Annotated in this window: 18 protein-coding genes; all 18 read left to right on the forward strand. The window is 40.0% G+C overall.

The features are described 5' to 3' along the window. Positions 1 to 176: 176 nt before the first annotated feature. The 18 genes from D5281_RS01535 (at position 177) to D5281_RS01620 (ending at position 21,612) form a co-directional block, all read left to right on the forward strand. Positions 177 to 941 (forward strand): polyphosphate polymerase domain-containing protein, encoded by a 765-nt coding sequence (locus tag D5281_RS01535; RefSeq protein ID WP_160558373.1) that lies wholly within the window; start codon positions 177 to 179, stop codon positions 939 to 941. Then, complete coding sequence (locus tag D5281_RS01540) at positions 942 to 2,660, forward strand: CotH kinase family protein (RefSeq protein ID WP_160558374.1); 1,719 nt, start codon at positions 942 to 944, stop codon at positions 2,658 to 2,660. A 54-nt stretch (positions 2,661 to 2,714) separates the two neighbouring features. Continuing rightward, complete coding sequence (locus D5281_RS01545; RefSeq protein ID WP_160558375.1) at positions 2,715 to 3,389, forward strand: DUF4956 domain-containing protein; 675 nt, start codon at positions 2,715 to 2,717, stop codon at positions 3,387 to 3,389. A gap of 124 nt (positions 3,390 to 3,513) precedes the next feature. Beyond that, a complete protein-coding gene (locus D5281_RS01550; RefSeq protein ID WP_160558376.1) occupies positions 3,514 to 5,277 on the forward strand; it encodes an ABC transporter ATP-binding protein in 1,764 nt (587 codons plus the stop codon). Positions 5,278 to 5,291: 14 nt separating this feature from the next. Continuing rightward, positions 5,292 to 6,338, forward strand: a complete 1,047-nt coding sequence (locus D5281_RS01555) for a glycosyl transferase (protein WP_160558377.1) — start codon at positions 5,292 to 5,294, stop codon at positions 6,336 to 6,338. Then, entirely contained in the window at positions 6,319 to 7,122 is an 804-nt protein-coding gene (locus tag D5281_RS01560; protein ID WP_277935108.1) for a DUF5672 family protein, read from the forward strand. The genes D5281_RS01555 and D5281_RS01560 overlap by 20 nt, the downstream gene beginning before the upstream one ends. Before the next feature lie 80 nt (positions 7,123 to 7,202). Next, positions 7,203 to 8,144 carry a glycosyltransferase family 17 protein gene (locus D5281_RS01565; protein WP_160558378.1) on the forward strand — a complete coding sequence of 314 codons (942 nt, stop codon included), beginning with the start codon at positions 7,203 to 7,205 and terminating at the stop codon, positions 8,142 to 8,144. A gap of 29 nt (positions 8,145 to 8,173) precedes the next feature. Next, positions 8,174 to 9,232 (forward strand): glycosyltransferase family 4 protein, encoded by a 1,059-nt coding sequence (locus D5281_RS01570; RefSeq protein WP_160558379.1) that lies wholly within the window; start codon positions 8,174 to 8,176, stop codon positions 9,230 to 9,232. Positions 9,233 to 9,318: 86 nt separating this feature from the next. After that, a complete protein-coding gene (locus D5281_RS01575; protein ID WP_160558380.1) occupies positions 9,319 to 10,350 on the forward strand; it encodes a glycosyltransferase family 2 protein in 1,032 nt (343 codons plus the stop codon). 4 nt (positions 10,351 to 10,354) lie between these two features. Next, entirely contained in the window at positions 10,355 to 11,419 is a 1,065-nt protein-coding gene (locus D5281_RS01580) for a glycosyltransferase family 2 protein (RefSeq protein ID WP_160558381.1), read from the forward strand. After that, the gene (locus tag D5281_RS01585; RefSeq protein ID WP_277935109.1) at positions 11,416 to 12,651 is read left to right on the forward strand and encodes a polysaccharide pyruvyl transferase family protein; all 1,236 of its coding nucleotides are present in this window, start codon (positions 11,416 to 11,418) and stop codon (positions 12,649 to 12,651) included. The genes D5281_RS01580 and D5281_RS01585 overlap by 4 nt, the downstream gene beginning before the upstream one ends. After that, positions 12,618 to 14,147 (forward strand): lipopolysaccharide biosynthesis protein, encoded by a 1,530-nt coding sequence (locus D5281_RS01590; RefSeq protein WP_160558383.1) that lies wholly within the window; start codon positions 12,618 to 12,620, stop codon positions 14,145 to 14,147. Before D5281_RS01585 ends, D5281_RS01590 begins: the two co-directional genes overlap by 34 nt. A gap of 16 nt (positions 14,148 to 14,163) precedes the next feature. Continuing rightward, positions 14,164 to 15,681: a DUF6056 family protein gene (locus D5281_RS01595; protein WP_160558384.1), complete on the forward strand. Its 1,518-nt coding sequence runs from the start codon at positions 14,164 to 14,166 to the stop codon at positions 15,679 to 15,681. 20 nt (positions 15,682 to 15,701) lie between these two features. Then, positions 15,702 to 16,730 (forward strand): acyltransferase, encoded by a 1,029-nt coding sequence (locus D5281_RS01600; protein ID WP_160558385.1) that lies wholly within the window; start codon positions 15,702 to 15,704, stop codon positions 16,728 to 16,730. A 53-nt stretch (positions 16,731 to 16,783) separates the two neighbouring features. Beyond that, positions 16,784 to 17,983: a hypothetical protein gene (locus D5281_RS01605; protein ID WP_160558386.1), complete on the forward strand. Its 1,200-nt coding sequence runs from the start codon at positions 16,784 to 16,786 to the stop codon at positions 17,981 to 17,983. Next, on the forward strand, positions 17,976 to 19,043 hold the full coding sequence (locus D5281_RS01610) for a glycoside hydrolase family 88 protein (protein ID WP_160558387.1): 1,068 nt from the start codon (positions 17,976 to 17,978) through the stop codon (positions 19,041 to 19,043). Before D5281_RS01605 ends, D5281_RS01610 begins: the two co-directional genes overlap by 8 nt. Beyond that, the gene (locus D5281_RS01615) at positions 19,033 to 20,643 is read left to right on the forward strand and encodes a glycosyltransferase family protein (RefSeq protein WP_160558388.1); all 1,611 of its coding nucleotides are present in this window, start codon (positions 19,033 to 19,035) and stop codon (positions 20,641 to 20,643) included. The genes D5281_RS01610 and D5281_RS01615 overlap by 11 nt, the downstream gene beginning before the upstream one ends. A gap of 72 nt (positions 20,644 to 20,715) precedes the next feature. Next, on the forward strand, positions 20,716 to 21,612 hold the full coding sequence (locus D5281_RS01620) for an alpha-1,2-fucosyltransferase (protein ID WP_160558389.1): 897 nt from the start codon (positions 20,716 to 20,718) through the stop codon (positions 21,610 to 21,612). The last annotated feature ends 24 nt before the right edge of the window (positions 21,613 to 21,636 follow it).

Consider the following 21,636-nt stretch of genomic DNA (forward strand, 5'->3'; position numbering starts at 1 on the left):
CAGTTTAGGTGAAAGCTTAATTATTATTTACAATAAGCCACCTGCATGGTTTGATAGTGTTTGTATACGGTGCGTTGGCAATTTGTAATAGCATTGTATGAACATTTATGATAGAATGCTATTGTTAAGCCATTCGGCGGCAGCCGCCGTGAAATTTAAGCAAAGAGGCAAAATATATGTTCATGACGAAAAACCAGAAAGGTATGATGGAGTGGGGAGGAAAAGAAAGCACGGAGCTAAAGTATAGAAATGAATGGAAATACTGTGAAAAAGAAGCGGATTTACTTGCGGTAAAGGAACGACTGTCAGGGATACTGGATTATGATTTTCACGCGGGAGAAGATGGGAAATATACAATTCAAAGTCTGTACTTTGACGATTACAAGAATACCTGCGCAAGAGATAATGTGTCTGGTGAGGGGAAAAGATTCAAATACCGTATCCGCTATTATGGAGACCAGGCAGAGAGGCTTTGGCTTGAGAAAAAGGAAAAGAAAAACAGCGGATGCCATAAACGGAAATGCGTACTTTCAATGCAGGAATATCAGAGTATTATAGATGGAAAAGTAATGGATGTTTTTTGGGGAACACAGAAACTTCTGTTGAAAGAATTTTGTTTAGATATCGTAACGCGAGGGTTTGCTCCAAAGGTAATTATCAGTTATCAGAGAGAAGCATTTGTTGAGTCCATTGCCAACATAAGAATTACGCTGGATTATAATATTTCCGCATCAAATGAAATAGGACGGTTTTTAAGCGGAAATTATTTCAGAATACCGGTCATGGAAAAGGAGAAACACATTCTGGAAGTAAAATTTGACCGGGTGCTCCCTTCCTATATCAAAGGAGTTCTTCAGTCAAATATACTTTTGCAACAGTCCTTTTCTAAATATTATTTGGGAAGACTTGCCTTACAGGAAAAGAAAGTGAGTATGGTTTAGATGAAATTTCGCGCAAGGAAGAAAAGATTTTTCGCAGCAGGAAGCGTGCTTGTGGCGGCTTTGCTGATTCTGTTTGAGATGTCTTGGGCTAAAAGCAATGGAACTGCGCCGAATGAGGAAAGCCTCAGAGTGTTCTTTTCCAGAGAATCAGGATTCTATGAGGATGAATTTGAACTGGAACTGGAAGCGAAGGCTGGGACGATTTATTATACCTTGGATGGTTCATTGCCGGATAAAAGTTCTGCAAAATATGAAAACCCGATCTTGATCACAGACGCTACACAGAAGGATAATATTTATTCCATGATACGGGATGTCTCTGTGGGACTTGACAAGGAACTAGTAGATAAAGTAAGCACATTGGAACCAGGGCCGGGATATGAGGTGCCCAATTATAAAATTGATAAGGCAACTGTGGTGCGGGCAGCCCTTTACGATGGGGCAGGGCAATGCAGGGACATAAAGACAGCGACTTATTTTGTAGGATTTTCCGATAAAGACGGATATGATGGAATGAATATCCTCAGTTTAGTGACAGACCCTTCTAACCTTTTCGATTATGAAACGGGTATTTATGTAACTGGTAAGGCCTATGACGATTATAAAAGGGAATACAGAGACAAGGGTATTTATATTTTCAGAGAATCCTATTGGTCCCAATGGCTGGCAAATTATAAGAACAGAGGGATAAAGTGGGAGAGAAAAGCAGTATGTCAGTTTTTTGATTCATCAGGACAACCTGTATTGGCACAAGAATGTGGAATACGCATTCACGGGGTCAGCACCAGAGCATATAACCCTAAAAGTTTGAATTTATATGCCAGAAAAGAATATGATGGAAATAAGTATTTTGAGGCGGATTTTTTTGGAACAGGATATCTTCCTTCAACTTTGACTCTTTTTCAGGGAGGGAATGATTTGAGAATGAAGGTCAAAGATTATCTAATCAGCAGTGTCATTCAAGATTTAGAGGTTTCCGCTATGAACTACCAGCCTTATGTGATGTTTCTAAACGGGGAGTATTGGGGCGTTTATTGGCTGTGTGAAAAATATGATGCCCGTTATTTGGAATATTACTATGGGGTGGACAAGGATAATGTGATTATGATAAAAGGCGGGGAATTAGCTGAAGGAGAGGAAGAAGATTTTAAATATTATAGAAAAATGGTGGATTTTTGCTCTGAAAGCGACTTGACAAAGGATGAAAATTATAACAAGGTATGCCAGATGATTGATATGGAAAGCTATATTGATTATTTTGCGGCAATGCTTTATACGGCAAGGGAAGGCGACTGGCCGTTTCCCAATTATGCTTGCTGGAGGGTAAAGAAGGAAGAAGATGGCGCATATGGGGACGGAAAATGGAGATGGATGGTATTTGATCTGAATTCCGAGGGATTCAATCCGAATTTGGATACCATAGATTTAGCTATGGGCGCTGATGGGATGTTTAGAAATTTGATGACAAATGCTACATTCAGGAGACAGCTGATCCATAGAATAGAAGAATTGGAGGAGACGGTGTTTGAAGTAGGGGCTATGGAAGAAAGAGTTGATGGATATCGGGAATTTATATCTGAAGCTATGCGGGAAAACGACAGACGCTTTTATAATGATGATTCTTTAGCTGTTTTTGATGCGGAAATAGAGGAGTTTAGAAGTTTCTTTTATAAAAGAAAAGAATATCTTGCCTCCATCTTAAATAGCTATATTGACTAAATTTCAAGTCAGGTAAAGTTCAAAAACAGCAGAGTACATGAGGAGGAAAGAATAATGAATCTTATCCAGGCGATGACCAATCACATTATGAATAGTTTGCAAAACCAGGAAATTACCACATCAATGATTCTATCGGTGCTTGTTGTGGCGGGTATACTGGCATCATATGAGTTTATTGTGTACCAGGTAGTACTGCATCGTTCCCTTTATAATAAGGCATTTAATATAGCCATAGCTGTTCTTCCTCTTTTCATATCCACAATTATTTTGTGTTTGCAGTCCAATTTGGTAATTACTTTGGGAACAATAGGCGCTTTGGCAATCATCCGTTTCAGGACGGCGGTAAAGGATCCGGTGGATTTGATTTTTATCCTTTGGTCGCTTCATATCGGGATTATCTGCGGCTGTCAGTTGTATGAGATGGCGGTAATCACTTCGCTTGCGGCAACGATAGTTTTAATAGTGCTTGAACGTGTGAACCGGAGGACGAAATCTCATATTTTGGTTGTTCATAGCAAGTCAGCACAAAAGGAAGATGAAATCAGGAAACTACTGGAGAAAAATACCAAGAGATATCGAATAAAAAGCAGAAACTATACGGAAAAAGGAATGGATTATGTGTTTGAAATCGTAGTGAAAGAAGCGGAAAGTCTGGCATGCGATATGGAACAGGAAGATGCAGTTGAACGTTTCTCGCTGATGGAGTATGATTCAGATGATGTTCTGTAAAAAAGGAAAGAATACCTGATGCTTAATCTTGGAGCGGCTGCTACAAAAATTATGATAAAATCAGGCAATATAGAATGAGGTTTGCGGCTTTTTTAGGGGCAAGCGGTCAAGTAAGAGGAGCTACATGAAAAAGATAAGTTTGTTTGGCAAAATAAGATATATCTTTGACAGAAAACAAAAAATACAGTTGGTTATTCTGGGGATAATGATTTTTATCGGCGGTTTATTGGAAACCCTGGGAGTTGGGGCCATGATTCCGGTGGTGGATGCGCTTTTGATGCCGGAAAAGCTGCAGGGCTATATTGAACAATATAAAATTTTGCAGGACTTGTGTAATTTTTTTCATATCCGGGATGTTGGCCAGGTTACCTTGACACTTTTATTTGCAATGATGGCTATTTATGTGATTAAGAATCTTTATATTTTATTTTTAACTTATAAACAGAATTCCTTTATCACCCGGAACAGAAATAAAATGATTAGCCGCGTTATGGCGGAATTCTTAAACAGGCCTTATGAAAAATACCTTGGGGCTGATATTCCTACTGTTTTTCGTATTACGGACAGCGATATTCCCCAGACCTTTTCTCTGATTTTGGCTATGCTGCAGCTTGCCAGTGAAGTTGTGGTATCTTTTTTGATTTTCCTTGTATTATTGTGGCAGGATGCAAGTATGACTTTGTTCATTCTTGCAGTTTTTGGTCTTATGACTTTGTTTATTATCAAGGTGTTTAAGCCAAGATTAAATAAAATAGGCGCTAAAAACCAGGCCCTTCAATCGCGGATTGCCAAGTGGAGGATTCAGGCCACTTATGGACTCAAGGACGTAAAGGTTTTAAACAGGGAAGAATTTTTTGTAAGGAATTATTATGAAACAGGTAAAGTTGGGGCAGACGTGGCGCGCAATTATGCGGTTTTAAATAACAGCCCCAGGCTTTTGATTGAAACGGTATTTATTGTCAGTGTCTTATCTTTTCTTGTTATTTACATCAAAGGCGGCGGAGACGTGGGGGCCATCATGGAAACCATAGCAGCCTTTGGTGTGGCGGCAATCAGAATACTTCCCAGTGTAAACAGAATTAATACGTATATTACGGAGATTGCCTATACCCAGCCCAGTCTTGATTTTGTCTATGAGAATCTGCAGGAGGGTATGAAGACGGATGCCATGTTAGCGGAGAGGAAGGCTAATTCCCAGGTAGAGAAGCTGAAACTGGAGGATAAAATCGAACTGGCTCATATCAGCTTTCATTACCCGGATTCGGACAAGGCTATTTTTAAGGATGCACATATGATTGTGCCTAAGGGGAAATCGGTAGGAATCATTGGAGCTTCCGGCGCCGGGAAATCCACAATTGTGGATGTGCTTTTAGGGCTTTTACATGTCCAGGAGGGAGAAATTACCTGTGACGGAGTGAACATTTTTAAAAATTATGAGTCATGGCTTGCACAGGTGGGTTACATTCCCCAGTCTATTTATTTGATAGACGAATCTATCAGAGATAACATTGCTTTTGGTATTGATGCGGACAAAATTGATGAGAAAAGACTCTGGGAGGTTCTTGAGGAAGCCCAGCTGAAGGAATTTATCCAGGAGCTGCCCAAAGGACTGGATACAACAATTGGAGATAGGGGCGTGCGTCTTTCCGGAGGACAAAGACAGCGTATCGGCATTGCCAGAGCGCTTTATAATGATCCTGAAATATTGGTGTTTGACGAGGCCACATCGGCGCTTGACAATGATACGGAGGCTGCGGTTATGGAAGCCATCAACAGTTTCCATGGGAAAAAGACAATGATTATCATTGCACACAGACTAAATACCATTGAAAAATGTGATATCATCTATAAAGTTGAAGATGGAAAACTGATGGAAACCATTTTATAAGGTGGGGGAAGAGAATGGTAGGAACAGAATTTATAAATGGCCAGGGGCTGGGGAACCAGTTGTTTTGCTATGTGACGGCCAGAGTAGCTGCAGAAGAAAACGGGTATGAATTTGGTACCGCAGGTCAGGAGAGGTTTGCGGTAAATATGCACAGTGACCGGGGAATGTATTTTATGGACATGGATTTAGGACATGTCATTTCCCAGGAGGATAAGAAAAACTTTAAAAGATATGATGATAAGGAAGTACGGCTTTATATCGGTAATTCTAGGCACGATATGGAACATGGCTGCTATATTGCAGGACCGGATGAGGGGATAAAGCATGTGGCGGACAATACTTTGATCTACGGCAATATGCAGGATGAATCCTATTTTATAGAGCATTTGGAACTGGTGAAGCAGTGGCTTAAAGTGAAACCGGAATATGATTCTTATGAGTACAGCAGGGAGAATCTGTGCATTATCAATATGCGGGGCGGGGAATATACCGGAAGTCCGGAGCTTTTTGTTGACAAAAAATATTGGGTTCACGGCATGAAGGAAATGAGAAAAATCCGTCCTGATATGGAATTTATGATCATAACGGATGATGTGGAAAGCGCCGGAAAGATGCTGCCAGGTATTCCGGCATATCATTTTGACATAGGAAAAGATTATGTAACCTTAAAAAATGCGTATTATCTGCTGCTGTCCAATTCTTCTTTTGCCTGTCTGCCGGCTCACACCAGCGAAACCTTAAAGTTTGCCATAGCGCCTAAATATTGGGCAAGACATAATGTATCAGACGGATATTGGGCATCGGAACAGAACATTTACAGCCTTTTTCATTACATGGACAGAAAAGGACGGCTGTTTACTGCCAAGGAATGCAGAAAAGAGCTTGAGGAATATAAGAAGAAATCAAAGAAATATGCAAAGAGAAATATAAGACCGGGCAAACTGCAATTTTTTTTCCAAGATATTGAGAGAAGAGCTGTTTACGCATGGTTTTATCTGAAAAAGATTTGGCGGGCAGTGCTTAGAAGACGGAGAAAGCAAAATGGAACTGTTCATGAATAGAAATAAACCCCAATATGCTAAGGAGCACAAGGATTGTGGTAAGCTGAAGCTGCCTGATGTTACATTGGCGGCCATGACCAGTGTAAAGGTATATGAAACCATAAAAGCACTAGAATACAGTATGAAAGGAATTGAGTTTGGCGAGGTGGTTTTGATTACCCATAGAAAGCCGTTTACCTTGCCGGATGGGATTACCTATAAGCATACTACTAAGCTGACGGATATTGATTGCTTTAATTACAAAACGGTGTATGAGCTTGGAAATTATATTCATACAGATTATGTGCTGCTGATTCACTATGACGGATTTGTGGTTCATCCGGAAAAATGGCAGGATCAGTTCCTTGCGTATGATTATATCGGTTCTCCCTGGCCAGTGCCGGAAGGAGACAAGCATCGCTGTTTTTATGATATTTATGGCAATCTGTGCAGGGTAGGAAATAGTATTTCACTCAGGAGCAAGCGGCTTCTGGATTTTCCCAGGAAGGCAAATCTTGTATGGGAAAAGGATAGAGATGGTTTTTACAATGAAGATGTTTTTTTGTGCTGTATGAACAAGCATAAAATAGAGGAAGCAGGTATGAGGATTGCGCCTGTGGAGGTGGCAAAGTATTTCGGACACGAGCATCCGGTGCCGGAAACGTTGGAGGTGGACGCCCCGTTTGTTTTTCATAAATGGTGGGGACGGAATGAGCAGTATCCCAGATTTGAAAATCCATGGACCAAAAGATGGCTTAAGATAAAAGGGATGATAAGGCCATTTTCGTTTTGGAGACAGCGGTAATACACAGTCCTGCCTGAATTGAAACAAATAATCATCCATGTAGGGATTAAAAATGTTGGGAATGAAAAGAGGATAAGCAGATGGTATATGATTGTATTCCCTTTTTTAATGAACTGGATATTTTAAAGCTCCGGCTTCATATTCTGGATCCAATTGTAGATAAATTTGTGATTGAAGAAGCCACAGTTACTTTTTCAGGGGAATCGAAAGAGCTTTGCTTTGAAAAAAATAAAGCCATGTTCCAGGAATTTCTGTCTAAGATAGAGTATATTGTTGTGGACAATTCACCAATGGTGGCAACCACCCATCAAAGGGATAATTTTCAAAAAAATGCCTTGGCACGGGGGCTTAGGGATGCGTCAGATGAGGATATCATTATACTCAGTGATGTGGATGAAATTCCTAATCCGAAAGTTTTAAAGGAAATCATTGCAAATTTTGATCCGGAGAAGATTTATCATCTGGCGCAAAGGATGTTTTACTGTTATATCAACATGGAGGAAGTATCGGGAAGCCTGCTTTCCATCACGGGAGAATTCCCAGAGGTGGAGAAAAAAATGTGGCTCGGAACCAAGATCTTTAGCAAGCGGAATATTCCGACAAATGGGATTATCAAATTACGGGAGGCATCCACAACAGCAGCGAATGCGGTGCGGGTGGCAGAGGGAGGCTGGCATTTTGGATATATGGGCAGCAGGCAGGAGACAGATGTGTCCAAGCGGATTGGGACGAAGGTGGTTGCAGCGGCTCATCAGGAATACAACAACCAGGATATTTTAGCGGAAGCGAAGGACAGGTTGATTCTGGGAGAAGATATGTTTGGCAGAGAAGCAAAGTTTGAGAGGGTGGATGTGGATGAGAGCTACCCGGAATATTTGCTCGCGCATATAGAAGAATACAATTATCTGATTATGCCGCCTGTCAGCGGCCGTAAACTGATTTATACAAGGATTTCCATGAAGGTAAAGCGCTTTTTCAGGAAGGCAGTTCGAAAGATAAGACGCATTTTCAAATTAAGGTAGATTTTGCAGGTAGCAGAAAGGGACTGCCAATGAGAAAACAGGACAGGACAAAAGTGCTAATGGTAGGGCCGGACAGGAGTGTCCATGGGGGCATTTCCGGGGTAGTGAATCTTTACTATGAAGCCGATCTGGACCGGAAAATAGATTTATGCTATATAGGTACAATGGTAGACGGAAACAAGCTGCGCAAGCTTTTAAAGGCAGTTCAAGCTTTTTTAATCTTTTGCCTGAAGGTGCCTTGTTTTCAGATTGTGCATGTAAATGTGGCTTCTGACAGCAGTTATTACAGAAAATCTTTTTTCATAAAAACGGCAAAGCTATTTCAAAAGAAAATTGTGATTCATCAGCATGGAGGGGATTTCCCCAATTTTTATAACAAACAGTTAAATAAGCGGGGAAAAGAGCAGGTGCGGAAGGTCTTTGCTATGGCGGACCGCTTTCTTGTGTTGTCGTCTGAATGGAAGGAGTTTTTCTCCTGTATGGTGGAAGAAAGCAAAATCAAAGTGTTTCCTAATGCCATACAGATACCTCCGGCTGTGGATAAGCAGTACGGACAGCATAAGATTCTGTTTTTAGGAAGGCTCTGTAAAACAAAGGGAATAGAAGAACTATTCATAGCGATGAAAGAGCTTCTAAAAGAATATCCGGATTTAAGGCTGTATCTGGGAGGTGTCTGGGAGGATAAGGAGCTGAAGGCTCTTACGGCCGGCCATTCGTCCCATGTGATAGATTTGGGATGGATTACAGGAGAGGAAAAAAACAAATATTTGTCGGAATGTGATTTATTTGTACTGCCTACTTATTTTGAAGGGCAGCCGGTTTCTGTATTGGAGGCGATGGCTTATTCCTGTGCGGTTGTGGCTAGTGAAGTGGGAGGAATCCCCCAAATGATTGAGGATGGCCGGACAGGAATTTTAATAAAGCCCAGGGATGTATCTTCGCTGAAGGATGGCCTGCGGAGAGCTCTTGGGGATACCAAACTATGTGCCAGACTGGGCGAGAATGCCCGCAGGAAGGTGGAAGCCGATTTTTCGATTGAAAAAAGCATTGACAGGCTTCTTTGGATTTATGAAGATATTTTGGCTTAGATGGGCGAAGGAAATGAAGTTTTGCCCGGACTTTTTCGTACTGATTTATGCTGTATGCTGCCACAGGCGGCAACGGGAGGTTTCATTTGGAAAAATACAAAATTAGCGTGATAGTACCCGTATACAATACAGAAAAATATTTATCGAAATGCGTGGAAACGCTGACAGGGCAGACCTATGATAATTTAGAAATTCTGTTAGTGGACGATGGATCTAGCGATGGAAGCGGAGGACTTTGTGATACGCTGGCCCTGAAAGATGGAAGGATACGGGTAATTCATAAGGAAAACGGCGGCCTGGTTTCTGCGTGGAAAAGGGGCGTACGTGAGAGTACAGGTGAATATTTAAGCTTTGTGGACAGCGATGACTGGGTTGACCTTAATATGATAGGTGAGATGGCAGTAAAGCTGTCCGGTCATTTAAGGGAAATCATTGCAAGCGATTATGTGATAGAAAGGGGAGAGGGGAATTGTGAATATGTATGGCAGCAGCTCCCGCCCGGAGTATATGACAGGAAAGCTATAGAACAGGAGGTTATACCAAAGCTTCTTGGAGAGGAACACAGATATGTATGTATTTCCCGGTGCATGAAATTGATTTCAAGGGAATTGATTGAAAATAATTGCAGGTACAGTAACCCTGCGATTATAATGGGGGAAGATACAACCGTTATACTGCCGGCGCTGATTGACTGTGAGCGATTGGTGATTATGGACCATAAGGCATATTATCACTATCTTTATGTAGGTGATTCCATGAGTCACAAATATGATAAAGGGCTGTATCAGAATATTCAATTGCTCAGACAAGTAGTGGAGCAGATTTTGAAGGATAAATTTGCAGGAGAAAAACGTTCTGCCATGTGCAGGAGGTCGGATCAGGAATACATTTTCATGTTATTCTTGGTACTGAAAAATGAAGCCAGGGGAAATGCATCTGGGTATAAAAAAAATATTTCAGAAATCTGCAGGGATGAAAAAGTGAGAGAGTTGTGTAAAAATACCTCTGTCCGTGTGCAGGATAAGGCAAACAAGCTGCTTTATCTTGTTTTACGCCACCCCAATGAAATTACCATCAGGCTGCTGCGGCTGGCGATGCTTATTTACTATAGGAAATGATGAAATGAAACCATTAATTAGTGTGATTGTACCGGTTTACAACGGACAGGACTTTCTTTTCAACTGTATAAAAAGTATAGAAGCTCAGACCTATCCCAATCTTGAGGTCATTATTATTAATGATGGTTCTACAGACCAAACGGAAGCGGTATGTGAAAATGCAGCCTATCAATATGACAATATCCAGCTGATTGGTTTGGGGGATGAAGGCGTTTCGGCTGCAAGAAATGCGGGGATAACAGCGGCAAAAGGGGAGTACATTACCTTTGTAGATGCAGATGATAGATTACTGCCAAGAGCCTTGCAGCTTTTATATGAAAGTCTGGTAGAAACAAATAGTGATATTGCAGGCTGCAGCTTTGAAAGCTGGAGCAGTGAACAGCAGTGGGAGCAGATTTTAGAAAAAGAGACAAATGAAGGTATAAGGGCAGAGATAGAAAAAAGTGGAACACAAATTTATTCAGGAGCTTCCTTTATTTCAGAAGGAATTTTGAAAGGAAACAGCCGGTGTTGGAGCAAGCTGTATAAGAGAACTTTGATTGGTGATATCCGTTTTAGGCGGGGCCTCACGATTGGTGAGGATATGTTGTTTTTGGTAGATTTACTGCCACAGGTAAAAAAAATAGTAGAAATTCCGTATAAAGGGTATGGCTATTATCAGAATCCTGCCGGAGCAATGAACAGAGCCTTCAGACCGGAATATATGGACCAGATTATCTGCTGGGAGCTTGCAAGGGATAGAATTGACTGCATGTGGGAAGCAGTTTCAGGAAAAGAAACAGTAAAACCGGAACTAGCGGCAAAGAAGGCCAGAGTACACGCCACGACTATTTTGATCATGGCGGTTATGCTCACAGCAGGAAAGCTTGCATTGCTTTCAGGGAAGGAGAGAAGGCGGCAGGCTGAGTATATAAAGAAATGCCATGCTACCTTACAAAGAGAGCTGCAGGTGCCGGGAGCGTATGAACAGCTTTCGGCCGGATATAAGGTGAAAGCGAAACTGTTTTGCGCTATGCCAGATGTATATTTATGGCTATATCATTTAAAAAAATTCGGAGGATTAAATTGAAGGATAAACTGGTAATGTATATGCATGCGGGCAGCGGCAATCATGGCTGTGAGGCGATTGTTAACAGCCTCTGCCATATGCTCAAGGAAGATGCGGTATTGGTCAGCTATCGCGGAAGGGAAGATGAGGCTTATTCCCTCAGCGGATTATGTGAAATTTTCCAGGAGCGCAGCTTTGCAGGGCACAAACTTGCCCATCTGCTATATTTTGTTTACCGCAAGCTGACAGGGGATAAAGAAAGCTTTATCAGATACCGGTACCATACAATTTTCAGGGGAAAAACAGCGCCGTTAGCCGTCTCCATTGGCGGTGATAATTATTGCTATGACAATATGCTGGGCGATTTGCGACTGACCAATGATGCCTTTCATAAAAGGGGAACTAAGACGATTCTTTTGGGCTGTTCTATAGAACCAGAGCTTTTGAGTCGAAAGGAAATTATGGCGGACTTGTCGGGATATCACACCATTATCGCCAGAGAATCCATTACCTATGAGGCTTTGAAAAAGGCTTTCGAGACTATGAAGCAGGTGAAAGATAGCAGGAAAGCTGAAGATAGGAAGGCGCCGGAGCTATACTGTTATCCGGATCCGGCTTTCACATTAGGGAAAAAGGAACTGCCTTTGCCGGATGGATTTATTCCAGGGAATACGGTAGGCATTAACGTAAGTCCCATGATTCAGGAAAAAGAAAGCTGTGATGGTATTGCGATTGAAAATTATCAAAATATGATACATTTTATCATAAATCATACAGATATGCAGGTTGCGCTTATTCCCCATGTTATATGGAATAAGAATGACGACAGGGTTCCCATCCATGCATTATATGAAAAATTTGCATATACAGGGCGGGTGGTTGAAATCGGAGATGGCACCTGTGAGGAACTAAAGGGATATATCAGCCGCTGCAGACTATTCGTAGGAGCAAGAACCCATTCCACCATAGCGGCGTATTCTTCCTGTGTACCTACACTTGTGGTGGGGTATTCCGTAAAGGCGAAGGGGATTGCCGTGGATTTATTTGGAACTGGCGAGGGCTATGTCATACCGGTTCAAAGCCTGAACCGGCCGGAAGATTTAACAGATGCCTTCAGGTGGCTTATAGACAAGGAGCAGGAAATAAGGGCGCATCTTGAAAAAATCATGCCGGAATACGCAAAGCGGGCGCTTTTAACGGGGAAAGAAGTTGACAGATTATGGGAAGAGTTAAGTCAGCCGCAAGAAATATAGCGTTTGGATATATAGGAAATATTGTTACCCAACTACTGGGATTTGTTTTACGTACCATTTTCATTGACCATTTAGGAGATACCTTAAATGGTGTCAATGATTTGTACACAGGAATATTATCTGTCCTGTCTATGGCAGAGCTGGGAGTGGGAACTGCTTTGAATTTCAGCCTGTATGGACCGGTTGCAAGGAAAGATTATGAAAAAATCAAATCCTATATGCTGCTGTATAAAAAAGCGTACCGTGTGATTGGTCTGGTGATTGGGGTTATCGGCCTGGTAATTTCTCCTTTTTTACCTTATCTGGTTAAGCAGCCGCAGGGAATAGAGATCAGAGATTTAACACTGTATTATTTTATCTTTCTGTTTAATACGGTCAGCTCTTACTTTGTAGCGTACAAATACAGCCTGGTGAATGCAGAGCAGAATAATTATATACAGACAAATATTATTACCATAACCAAGATGATCACAGTGACGTTTCAGATTATTGTGATTATGCTGACAGAAAATTTCTATCTGTATCTTTTGACCGCTGCTTTTGTGGAATTATTCCAGAAGATCGCGGTCAGCAGATATTTAAATAAACGGTATCCGTATCTGCTGGAACGGAAGGTGGCCGGTCTTTCCAAAGAGGAAACGGGAGAAATCATCAAGAAGACGAAAGCGCTGGTGTTCCATAAGGTAGGGGATGTGGCCAGGCTTCAAACGGACAGTATGATTATTTCTGCCTTTATCAATGTTACTTTGGTTGGCTATGTGGGCAACTATAATATGGTGTTGACTTCCGTTGCAAACTTTGTAAATATTATCTTTAATTCTGTATTATCCGGGTTTGGTAATTTGATTGCCACAGAATCCAGGGAAAAACAGTACCAAATCTTTAAGGTGTACCGTTTCTTTGCCTGCTGGGTATATGGTTTTTCGGCGGTGGGCTTTTTTCTGTTGCTGACCCCCTTTATTATCATATGGCAGGGGGCAGAAAAAGTGCTGGCGGTCAGTGTAGTAGCCTGCATTCTTATTGATTATTATTTTAAAGGTGATAGAATTGTCTTGTCGAACTTTAAAACGGCAGCAGGCGTTTTTGAGCAGGATAAATACCTTGCATTAATCCAGGGTGTGGTGAATTTGATTATTTCTATTGTACTGGTACAAAAAATCGGACTTGTGGGAATCTATATCGGGACCATAGTGTCGGGATTGATAGCCAATGTAACGAAACCGCTTATCATTTATAAGGTATGCTTTGATAAGAGGGTCGGCGCTTATTTCGCGGATTCGGTGAAATATCTGATTGTTTTGGTTGTGATTTTAGGAATATTGACAGGGCTTAAAATGACGGTTATGCGGGAGGTGACAGTTGGTTCCTTCCTGGTGATGTTTGGGACGATTTGTGTGGTGTTTAATTCTTTGTTTTTGCTGGTGTTTGGCAGGACGGAGGAATTTGGGTATGTTTGGGAGATTATGAAAAAAAGTGGTAAAAGAATAGAATCGTAATCTGTGGGAGGCATACATGGAGAGAAAAAACAATTTAAAAGATAAGATAGGGTTATTATTAGAGAAGATAAACACCAAAGTGATGGCATTGGCGCTAAGCTTTGTATTTATTATTTCAATGTTGCCTATATGGTATCTGGCATTTTATGCAAGACCGTCAGGAGATGATTATGGATATTCCATGGGTACGCATCAGGCGTGGCTGCGTACACATTCTTTAATAGAGGTATTTAAGGCAGGCATAGAAACGACAAGGAATATGTGTAGAGTATGGAATGGGGATTGGTTTACGGTTTTTTTGTTTACATTGATGCCAGAAGTATTTGTGCCATATAGTTTTTGGATTGTTCCTTTGGCAAGCACTTTGGCAGTCTGCATTTCCACAATATATTTGGTGCATGAAGTTACTGTAAACAGATTGAAGTTTAAGTGGTATGAAAGCATTACCATTGCGGTGATTATATTAATGTCCAGTTATCAATTTATTCCCAGTACGGCAATTGGAATGTATTGGTATGTAGGAACTGTTCATTATATGTTCCCTCATGTATTGGCATTACTTTTACTGGCATATCTTTCAAAATTTGAGAGGACAGGACGTATACGGTATATTGTGTATTCTACTATAGGACTGGTTATGATAGGGGGAAGCAGTTATTTCTCATTTTTTCTTGTGTTTTTTATTTATTTACCAGTAGTTATATTGCGTTTTAAGAAATTCAAGAAAGTTTTATTGCTGGGCATTCCGTTTATGGCGGGGACAGTAGCGCTTTTTTTTCAGATTATGGCGCCAGGAAATGCGGCGAGAGGTGGGGAGGATTTTGGGTTTAGCTGGCAAAAGATTATTCGCACAATTCTGGAATCACTGGTACAGGGGATTGTTTCTATTGGTACGTTTGCAAAAAATAAAACACTTATCTTTATTTTGCTGATTGTGCTGGCTATTCTTGTATGGGAGTTTTTTTTAAAAACGGATATGAAAGTTCAATTTAAATTACCATTCATTTTTTTGGGTTATATGTATTGTATTTATGCATCTATGTTTACGCCTTCTATTTATGTAAAAGGTGAGGTTTCACTAGGTCCGGCTACCATGCAATATATTACATTTATTCTTACGATAACGGCGTCTATTATTTATATAGAGGGGTGGCTGATAAATCATTTAAAAGGGAAGGGAAAACAAGGATTTCTGTTAAATGAGAAGAGTTATCAAAAAAGTGTTATGGTACCATGCATTTGTATTTTGGGGTTGGAGGTGATACTTTTTGATGGAATGCTGGGCAATAGTGTTTTTAAGAGATCTTGCGAATATGTAATAAGTGGGCAGGCTGATGATTTCAGGATGCAGATTAAATCCCAAATGGAAATATTACTGGATGATTCTGTAAAAGAGGCATATTTGTGCCCTATTAATCCTGAACAGGGACCCCTTATGCATATGCCGGTAACAACAGATTCCGGCGCTTTTACAAACTGGGCAGTGGCAGGATTTTATGGAAAAGACAAAGTAATTATGCAGGAATTGGAATAAAGCTTTAGATAGAGGGTAAAATGAAAGCTGCCAGAAAAATTGATTTGGACATAATAAGGATTGTTGCAATTCTGTTGGTTATATTTAACCATACGGATGGATTCATTTATTACACGGAAACAGGCAATATTATGACATGGCTCTTTTCATTGGGGATGGCCTGTATTTGCAGGGTTGGCGTACCGCTGTTTTTTATGGTGTCAGGCGCTTTATTATTATCGAAAGATGAGACGATTAAGGAGCTGCTTTGCAGAAGGGTTAGCAAAATTTTTATTGTATTGATCATAATTTCTATTTTTTATTATGTGATGGATGTCTGCAGGCATAGGATACCGAATGCGGGAGTAAATGATTTTTTGGAGAAATTCTATACAAATGGAATCAGGGAATCTCTATGGTTTTTATATGCCTATTGTGGAATGCTGCTGACATTGCCCTTTTTCCGGATTATGATTAGACATATAGATCAAAGACTAATGCGCTATCTTTTTGGTTTAAAAATAATATTTGCACTTATTTTACCATTGTGGAAAGAGCTTTTTGGTTTTTCAATTTCGCTGGATCTAGGTTTTGTCAATGACTATGTTTTTTATATGATTTTAGGTTACTATATGAAGTTTGCCAGCACTTGGCAGGAAAAGAGGTATAGGTTCTGGCAGGAATCGGTTGGTTTCATAGGCTGCGTTGTATTTGATATGATTATTATGCAGATACACTTCTTAAAAATTGGAAACTATTCGCAGGAGTTACTGGATATATTTATATGCATTATGGCACCGCTTGTTTTTTGTATATGTGGAAAAATAGCTGACAGATGGAGGGGAAATGAAAGAATAAATATTACGATAGCGGCTGTTGGGCAATGTGTGTTTGGAATTTATTTATTGGACAATTTTGTGCGTTGGCAGTTATTGTCCCTTTACTTGTTTTTGTCCGAAAAGACGATAGGAGTGTTTGCTAATAGCATTTATGTATGTGGGGTTTTTATTGTAGGATTCATTTATACTGCTGTTTTAAGAAAGATTCCGTTTATTAAAAGTTATTTATAAAAATATTTAAGAAAGATAATTTGTGAATAAAGATATTTAAGAAGGATATTTTAATGGCAAGGATAAAAGAAGAATTTTCAAAAATGGCGTATTATTTTTTTAATATAGGAGTTTTAATAGAAGTACTTTTGGTACTGATTGATAAAAGCGCATATACGAACCCTGTGGAGGGACAGATTTTTCGTATCACGTTTCTATTCTTTTTACTAAAGGTTTTTTTAACCAAGTATTCGTTGAAAGAGTATGCGATGATTTTTTTGTTTTGTATCATAGGAGGAATTTCGTATTATATAACAGGAAGAAATGAGGCTCTAAGGCTGGTTATTTTTATTGCGGCTTGCAAGGACGTGGATATGAAGAAATGCCTGAAAACAGTGTTTTATTTGACATTGGTCGGATGCGTGGCGATTATGATTTTGGCGATTACAGGTCTTTATGGGACTGTCTCATTAACAGAAGACTATGGACGGGGCGGTATTGAGACAAGATATGTATTAGGAATGGGGCACCCGAACGCATTACAATGTATGGTATGGATGATTACAGCTCTAGGGTTATACTTGTACGGAGAAAAAATGAAATGGCACCAATATGGAATAGTACTGTTGCTAAACGGGGGCTTTTTTCTGCTGACCAATTCTAAGACCAGCTTTATGGTAACGATTTTTACAATGGCGATGGTATTTATAGAGGTTAAGCTAAATAACTCTCGATGGCAGAAATATGTGAATCTGGCCGGAATTTTTATTTTTACAGGAAGTGTTGCCATCTCGGTATTTATAGCAGCTAACGCCTACCGGCTATATGATTATATTTGGAATCTTGATAGAAATCCGGTTACAGTAACGCTTTACTATTTAAATAAAATATTAAATGGGAGAATGTATATTTTGGTTGAAAACGCCAGATTTGAAGGCACTATGCAGACCTGGAGTCTGTTTTCAAGACCGGAAAACAATTACTTTTTTGATATGGGATGGGTAAGACTATTTTATTGGTATGGCATTATACCTGCGTCCATATTTGTGGCGTTTGTTATATGGTTTTTAATATACTGTTACCAAAGAAACGACTATATGTCAATTACGCTGACTGCTGCGTTGGCGGTATATAATATTGCGGAGGCTCATATTATTTCTGATTATCTGGCAAGGAATTATTTGTTTTTTTTCCTGGGGGCAGCATGGTGCGGCATGTTAAAGGCGTTTATAAAGGATAAAAAATACGGAAAGGAGAAAGGGAAGAATGCTTGAAATGGTAAAGGAAGCGGAGAGAGAACTTCTAAATTATCCCCAAAGAGGATTGGGATATTATCTGAAGCGGATTATTAAAATAACAACGGGACACAAGCAGGAACCGCTTGATAAAATTAACTGGCCTAATGGCTTGCTTGCGAAAAGCCTGATTGACTATTATATGCAAAATAAAAATTCTGAGGAAGCAGCCATTATCACAAAATACCTTAGGAAATACTATGACAGATGGATAAAACGAGGATGTAAGATATATTATTTGGACGATTTGTATAGTGGCATGGCACTGATCGATCTGCATCAGATTACCGGAGAAGAAAAATACAAAAAGGCGGCAGAAACCATGGTGCAATATCTTTTTGAGCATGAAACGGATGGTGCGGGGAGTTTTCCATATCGGCCGGAGCAGAAAAATGGTTATATTTTTGCAGATGGAATTGGAATGACCTGTCCTTTTTTGTGTAAATATGGCAGTACATATGGGGATATGAATGCAATTCATCTGGCAATTGTACAGATACAGAATTTTATGGATAGAGGTATGGATGTCAAGACAGGGCTTCCTTATCATGGTTATCAGCTTGAAAGCGGAATTAAATATGGTGTTATCGGTTGGGGACGGGCAGTAGGCTGGTTAATGATTGGGATGTCGGAGAGTCTTGCATATATGGAGGAATCCATGCCAGGTTATGATATGATTAAACAGTCCTACAGGAGGATGGTAGATAAAGTAGAGGCTTATCAGCTGGAAAATGGCTTGTACAGCTGGCAGCTTGGAGCAAAAGAGGGGCCTGTGGACACTTCTGCTACAGCAATGATTCTTTATGCGATTGCCAGATCTTTGGAAACCAGAGTTTTGATTGGAATTCATAAATCAAGAATGCAGCGGGGGAGAGAGGCTCTTTGGAGCATGGTTAAGGAGGGGAAACTGTATGATTGCTTGGCAGAATGCCAGGGATTTAGCATGTATCCGCAGGTATATGGAGCCTATCCATGGTCATTAGGACCAGCGTTGTCGTTGTTTGTAATAGATTGTGAAGGAGGTAAAAATGCTAAATAAATTTCAGGGAGGTTTGAAAAAGCTCAATGGGAAAATAGAAGAAATCAATGGGAAATGGGAGCTTTTCATCATCTTTATGTTGGCACTGGTGCTTGTATCAGTGCCGTTATTGGGAATGGGAACATTAACCAGTGGAGTTCATTTGGTGGATGACCATGAGTTCTTAAGATGGACATATGAATTCAGGTGCCAAAATGCGAATCTGCTTGATATACTCAAGGTATGGTTTTGGAGAGATTTAAGTTGGAGATACAGGCCGTTATATTATTTTGTCAGAATATTTAGCTGTTATGTGTTTGGTGATAACCTGATTGCTTACTCTTTTTTTAAGGCTTCAGAGATTATATTTTCAATCATATTTCTATATTATTGTGGACAAGAAATGAGCGCTGGGAAGGTTTATTCCGTACTGTTTGCTTTTACATCTATGATAGGATACCAGTCCGCTGTATGGTGGAAATTAGGTCCCCAGGAATCACTGGCGACTTTGCTTCTATCAGCAGGCTTTTTTTGCATGCTGAGGTATCTGAAAAGTAATAAAAAAGGATGGATGGCAGGAAATGTTTTTCTGTTTATCCTTATGGTTCATTACAAGGAATCCCATATTATACTGATTCCATTTTTTATGTTGTATATTCTCTATTTTGAAATTTGTTCTTCGGAAAAAGGGCAGGTAACTTTGCCGGGAATATGGCGTTGTATAAAAAGTAGGATAGGATATCTGATTGCTTTAAGTATTATTTTTATCGTGCCGGTTATAGTGATTGTTTTTTATGTAGGGACAGACCAGTACGGAAATGTGGGATTTGAAAGTGGCATGTCTATTTTGGAGTATGTAGATGGACTTGGAAGATCATTTAAAGGTGATTTAAAATGGTATAAGCGTTTTGGTATTTTCTTTTGTTTGATTTTGCTTACTTATTGGGAGGAACTTAAAAAATTATGGAAAGAAATACTCCTGGCAGCGAGCTTTGTGCTTCCACAGATTGTTCTTTATGGGAGATCGGGAATTGGTGAAAGATATATTCTTCCCAGTTCCGTTGGATTCGCGTTCCTTTTCGTTTATGTGATTCCCAAATGGAAACCTTTATCAGGAAAGCGGAGATTCGTTTATGTGCTTGGCATACTTTTGTGTCTGGCGGCCCATGGAAGAGTAATGCTGCGGGAAGCAGATTACTTTAGATATAGAGGTGAAAGCATTATGTCAACGTTTCAGGCTGTGGATAAAATGAAAAGAGAAGACAGTAATGTGTTGGCTTGCTTCAGACCGAATGAGGAGGGCAATCTTACGATTAACTATTGGATGAAGCTGCGCGGTTTTGACAATGTGTATTATTGGACAGAAGAAGAACAGATGATAACAAAAGTATGCGACATTAATATTGCTTATCCCGAAGAATATTATAAAGAGCAGGATTTTGACGATATAGATATTATCGTCATGTACAATAAAGAGGACAGGCACTGGGTATATGATTTAACCATGGATTTAACGGATTTTCAAGAAATACCCTGTGGTACATTGACAATATATGTGAGAAATGGAAGCGTAGATCAAATTGTGAGACCTCAGGTGGAAGGGCTTAGAATTCACTTTTAATCCCGCAGTGCTCTGATGCAATTTTTTCAAGTGGATATATGCAACACATAAATATATTATGAGGACAATTCAATGATCATTGTAGAAATCGCGGGAGGATTGGGAAATCAACTCCAGCAATATGCCCTTTACCGAAAATTTGTGCGAATGGGAAAAGAGGCCAGAGTGGATATTTCATGGTTTTCGCTCCAAAAGCAGGAAAGGATGCTGGCCAAAAGGAAGCTGGAGCTTGATTATTTCGACAGGCTGGTATATGAAATCTGTACACCGGAGGAAAAGAAGGCGCTGATAGGCAGTGAAGGGATGGCGGGTAAAGTGAGAAGAAAATGTCTGCCATTTACAGTCCACAGGTTTACAGAAAGTCAAATGTACCACCCTGAGATTTTTACCTTTGAAAATATGTATATCAGCGGTTACTTTGCCTGTGAAAAATATTATGCGGATATTTTATATGACCTGAGGGAAAAAATACAGTTTCCTAAATCGGAAAATCCTTTCAACCATGAGATGGCAAAGAAGATGAGAGAGCATGCGTCTGTCAGCGTACATTTAAGGCGGGGGGATTACCTGGATCCAGAAAATGCGGCTATGTTTGGAAATATTTGTACGGATGCTTATTACAAAAAAGCAATGGAAATAATAAAAGAAAAGATTCCCGAGGCGCATTTTTATTTATTTTCTGATGATATTACTTATGTCAGAGAAAACTTTTCCGGCAAGGAATATACTATAGTGGATATTAACCGCGGGAAAGACAGCTTCTACGATATGTGGCTTATGAGTAACTGCAAACACAATATATGTGCAAATTCTACGTTTAGTTTCTGGGGAGCAAGGCTGAATCATAATGAAGACAAAATTATGATACGCCCTACAATTCATAAAAACAGCCAGACTTTTGAAAAAAAACAAATGGAAGAACTGTGGCCGTCATGGATATTCGTGGATCCTCAGGGCCAAGAGCAATAGGTGGATTGTAATATTACAAAGTAA

The organism is Parablautia muri, from assembly GCF_009917485.1.
GTDB classification, from domain to species: domain Bacteria; phylum Bacillota; class Clostridia; order Lachnospirales; family Lachnospiraceae; genus Suilimivivens; species Suilimivivens muri.